Consider the following 3451-nt stretch of genomic DNA (forward strand, 5'->3'; position numbering starts at 1 on the left):
GCAGAGCGCCCAGGTTGACGCCCATATTGATGAAGGCCTGGCCGCCGACCCAGATGCCAATGCCTTGTGCGTACAGCCCGGCGAAGACACGGTCCAGCGCGACCGCTTGGCGGCCAATATGGAACAAGCGGCGCGACAGCCAGAAGAAAGCAATGATGACCAGGGCGACGCCGACGAAACCCAGCTCTTCGCCGATCACGGCCAGCAAAAAGTCGGTGTGCGCCTCGGGCAGATAGTGCAGCTTCTCGACGCTGGAGCCCAGGCCTTGGCCGAACCATTCGCCGCGGCCGAAGGCGATCAGCGAATGGGTCAGCTGATAGGCCTTGCCCTGAGCGTACTTTTCGTCCCAGGGGTTCAGATAGGCAAAGATGCGCTCGCGCCGGAAGTCGCTGAAGGCGATCATCATCACGAAGGCACCGACCAGCACCGCCACGATCAGAAAAAACATCCGGCCGTTGACGCCGCCCAGGAACAGAATGCCCATCGCGATCGCGGCGATCACCATGAAGGCGCCCATGTCCGGCTCGGCCAGCAAGAGCACCCCCACCACGCCCAAGGCCATCGCCATCGGCCAGACCGCCTTGAAGAAATTCTCGCGGGCGTCCATCTTGCGCATCATGTAGCTGGCCGCGTACATGGCGATCGCCATCTTGGCCAGCTCGGACGGCTGAAAGTTCATCACTCCCAGCGGCAGCCAGCGCCGCGCGCCGTAAACCACCTTGCCAACGCCGGGAATCAACACCGCCACCAGCAAGATCAAGGACAGCACAAACATCCACGGTGCCAGCCGCTCCCAGGTCGACACCGGGATCTGCACCACGATCACCGCCGCGACCAGGCCAAACACCAAGGCGATGATGTGGCGGGTCAGAAAGTGGGTCGGCAAATACTTGGCGAAACGCGGGTTGTCCGGCATCGCGATCGAGGCCGAATAGACCATCAGCAGGCCCAGACCCATCAAGGCCAAGGTGACCCAGATCAGGGTCAAATCCAATCCTTGGATGCGCGTAGGCTGGCCGGCGCTGGGCGACACCCAGTCGCGCACCGGCACATCGACGTGACCGTCTTTTGCGCCGGACAGCAGTGCCTTCAGGCGCTCAAGCCAGCTCTTCAGCCCCAAGGTGGCGCTCATACGCCCTGCCCCAGATCCGCGGCCAGGCCCTGCACGGCGGCGACAAAGACCTCGGCCCGATGGGCGTAGTTGCGGAACATATCGAGGCTGGCGCAGGCCGGACTCAAGAGCACGCTGTCGCCGCTCTGTGCCTGCTGTAAACACCAGGCGGTGGCGGCCTCCAGGCTCTCATGCGCCTGCATGGGTACGCCACACGATTCAAGCGCCGCACGAATTTGCTCGGCGTCGCGGCCTATTAGCGCTATGGCGCGCGCATAACGTGTCACGCCAGCGGCCAGCGGCGAAAAATCCTGGCCCTTGCCGTCGCCGCCCAGTATCAAGACCAGCTTGGCGGCGGCGCGGTCGGCGCCCAGACCGCTGATCGCAGCGACGGTAGCGCCTACATTGGTACCCTTGGAATCATCATAGAAATCAACGCCATTCAGCGTCGCCACATGCTCGACCCGATGCGGCTCGCCGCGGTATTCGCGCAGGCCATGCAGCATCTGCGCCAAGGCGCAGCCGGCGGCCGTGGCCAGTGCCAGCGCGGCCAAGGCGTTGGCGGCGTTGTGCCGGCCACGCACGCGCAAGGCGTCGGCCGGCATCAGGCGTTGCAGGGTGATTTCTTCCTCTTCATCGCCGCGTTTTCTACGCAAGGTCTCGTCCTGCTCACGTGCCCGTACCAGCCAGGCCATGCCGCCCTCGGTGACCAGGCCGAAATCGCCGGGCCGGTCGGGGGCGTCCAAACCGAAGCGGGCGACCCTTCTGCCGACCGACTTGGCCGCACGGCCGCGGCCTTGCTTGACCAGGACGGCGTCCGGCACCAGCGCCTCGACGGCGGCGTCGTCGCGGTTGATCACCATCAGCGCGTGCTCGCCGAACACGCGCGCCTTGGCTTGCGCATAGGCTTGCATGTCGCCATGCCAGTCCAGATGATCCTGGCTCAGATTCAGCACCGCAGCGGCGGTCGGCTCGAAACCCTCGACGCCGTCGAGCTGAAAACTCGACAACTCCAAGACCCAGACCTCGGGCAGAAACTCGAACACCGGACCCTTGGGCGGCGGCGGGTCAATCGGCAGCGGCGCCTCGTCCAGCAAGGCGTCGACCATTTCCATCGTCGTCGCGGCGACTTCGATTTCAGGTTCCACCGGCTCCGCGACAGCTGGCGTCTCGACCGCCGCCGGCTCCTGATCCAGCGCCTGCGCCAACGTCGTCAGCATGCTGGGCCCGATATTGCCGGCCACGGCGACGCGCTTGCCGGCGCGCTCGACCAGCAAGGCCGTCATGCAGGTGGTGGTGGTCTTGCCATTGGTGCCGGTGATGGCCAGCACGGCCGGCGCGTATTGACGGCTCAGCTTCAGATCGGCCAAGGCTTGGGCGAACAGGCCTAACTCGCCCTGCACCGGCACACCGGTCTGGCGGGCCAAGGCCAACAGCGGCGCGATGCGTGTGTCCAGTGGCGACAGGCCGGGGCTCTTCAGTACCAGCTGTATGCCATTCAAGGCTTCAAGCGGCAATTCGCCGTGGCGAAACTCGGCGCCGGGCAGCTCGGCATGCAACTTCGCCAGTTGCGGCGGCTCAGTGCGTGAATCCCAGACTTGCACGGCGGCGCCGTAACGAGTCATCCAAGCGGCCATGGCCAGGCCCGAGTCGCCCAGACCCAGGATCAGCACGCGAACGCCGTCGTAGCTTCTCATCGCAATTTGAGACTTGCTAGGCCGACCAAACACAGCAGCATGGTGATGATCCAGAAGCGCACGACGACCTGCGTTTCCTTCCAGCCGGATTTCTCGAAATGATGGTGCAGCGGCGCCATCTTGAAGATGCGTCGTCCCGCGCCGAACTTCTTCTTGGTGTACTTGAACCAAGTCACCTGCAACATCACCGACAAGACCTCGGCCACAAAGATGCCGCCCATGATGCCCAGCAGGATCTCCTGGCGCGTGATCACCGCCACCGTGCCTAAAGCCCCGCCCAGCGACAGCGCGCCGACATCGCCCATAAAGACCTGGGCCGGATGGGCGTTGAACCACAAAAAAGCAAGCCCCGCGCCGGCCATCGCCGCGCAGAAGATCAGCAATTCGCCGGCACCGGGGATATAGGGCAGAAGCAGGTATTTGGAGAACACCGAGGAGCCGGTCATGTAGGCAAACAGACCCAAGGCTGAGCCCACCATCACCACCGGCATGATCGCCAAGCCGTCCAGACCGTCGGTGATATTGACCGCATTGCTACAGCCGACGATGACGAAATAGGACAGCGCGATGAAACCGAACACGCCCAGCGGATAGCTGACGGTCTTGAAAAACGGCACGATCAGGTCGGCCCGTGGCGGCAGAT

General features: G+C 64.1%; 3 protein-coding genes. All 3 read right to left on the reverse strand.

Features of this window, described 5'->3' with window-relative positions:
* Window positions 1-1132, reverse strand: a 1132-nt coding sequence (ftsW, locus tag RMO57_RS10185; protein WP_310386275.1) for a putative lipid II flippase FtsW, incomplete at its 3' end; no start/stop codon positions are given.
* The gene (murD, locus tag RMO57_RS10190; RefSeq protein WP_310386278.1) at window positions 1129-2808 is read right to left on the reverse strand and encodes a UDP-N-acetylmuramoyl-L-alanine--D-glutamate ligase; all 1680 of its coding nucleotides are present in this window, start codon (window positions 2806-2808) and stop codon (window positions 1129-1131) included. The genes ftsW and murD, both read right to left, overlap by 4 nt.
* The coding region (gene mraY, locus RMO57_RS10195) for a phospho-N-acetylmuramoyl-pentapeptide-transferase (RefSeq protein ID WP_310386280.1) at window positions 2805-3451 on the reverse strand (647 nt) is incomplete at its 5' end. The genes murD and mraY, both read right to left, overlap by 4 nt.

Origin of the sequence: Roseateles sp. (assembly GCF_031397715.1) — a bacterium.
Classification (GTDB): Bacteria; Pseudomonadota; Gammaproteobacteria; order Burkholderiales; family Burkholderiaceae_C; genus Paucibacter_A.